The organism is Gemmiger sp. An50 (assembly GCF_002161595.1).
In the GTDB taxonomy this organism is placed as follows: domain Bacteria; phylum Bacillota; class Clostridia; order Oscillospirales; family Ruminococcaceae; genus Allofournierella.
In genome coordinates this window covers 1-1,155 of record NZ_NFID01000036.1, presented here as the reverse complement: position 1 = coordinate 1,155, position 1,155 = coordinate 1, and the positions used below count along the sequence as shown (strand labels likewise).

1 pseudogene is annotated in these 1,155 nt (G+C 64.9%); it reads right to left on the bottom strand.

From position 1 onward, the window contains the following. Positions 1 to 190: 190 nt before the first annotated feature. Positions 191 to 1,155 (bottom strand): annotated as a pseudogene (locus B5G03_RS17505) (hypothetical protein); the annotation flags it as partial.

Here is a 1,155-nt window from a genome sequence, read left to right as displayed (position 1 = left end):
CAACCACGATGCTGCCGTCCCCGTTGGCGTAGCCCAGCCGCACGAAGGCGAAGGCATAGCCCGCCGCCTTTACCCGGGGCCAGTCCACATTGCCCTGATACTTACTCACGTCGATGCCCGGAATGGGGGCCTTGGTTTCATACTTCAATGCCATTTGTTCCCTCTCCTTTCGCTTTTCACATCCCGCGGCTCAGGGCAGATACAAAATCGCCATGCCGCCGCATTTCATGTCCCGCCAGTAGATATCGCTCGCATCCGGGATGGTCAGGACCACGGTATTTCCACTGGAAAGGTTCACCTCCCCGGTTTTGGAGACCGACCCGTCGCCGAACAGCTGCACCAGATATTTCCCGGCCTTGGCACATTTCCAGGTGACCTGGCGTTCCCCCGAGCCGTCCTCAAAATAACCCAGCCCGGAAAGGCTGCCGGTGCCGGATTCGGCATAGCCCGACACCTTGGTCACGCGGTGGTATTCGCCGCTGCTTCCCGGCTGCAGGGCCAGCACACGGCCGTATGCCACATAGGCGGCGGGGGTGCGGGGAATCAGGCTGCCCGCCACGCCGAAGATGCTCACCCCCTGGCGGATGTTTTCCGCCTTCAGATTCCCGTCACCCTGGATGGTCTGGGCCCCGCTCAGGTACTGCCCGGCCGCGATGGTCTGGCTGGCGGTGCCGGGCTTGTAGCTGGCCGCGGCTTTGCTGGGGATGGTGCCGGTGACCTTCGCCCCCTTCACGTAGGCGGTTTTGCCGGAAAGGATCTGGGCCGCGGCGGCGGTGGCGTCGGCGGTGAAGGTGCCGGTGACGGTCTTGCCGTTCACGGTGACGGAAATGCCGGTTTTCAGGTTCTGGGGGGCCAGCTTGGCCGCTTCGGCCGCAGGCAGGCCCCCGCCGTTAAAAGTTAAGGCGTTCCCCGTGCGGTAGCACACCACCATCGCTCCGGCCTTGAAGAATCCGGCCCACAGCGCGTCGCCCGCGGCGGTGGCGGCGGTGCATGCCTGGCCGTTCACCTGGATGGTGTCCCCGGCCGCGAAATCCGCCGTTGCCGCAAAGCGGATGTTGTTGCCGCTGCCGGTGAGGGTGTGCACCGTGCCGCTCTTTTGATGGGTGTACAGGTTCACCCCGTTTTCGGCGGCTGCCGCCCCGATGGCCTGCGGCG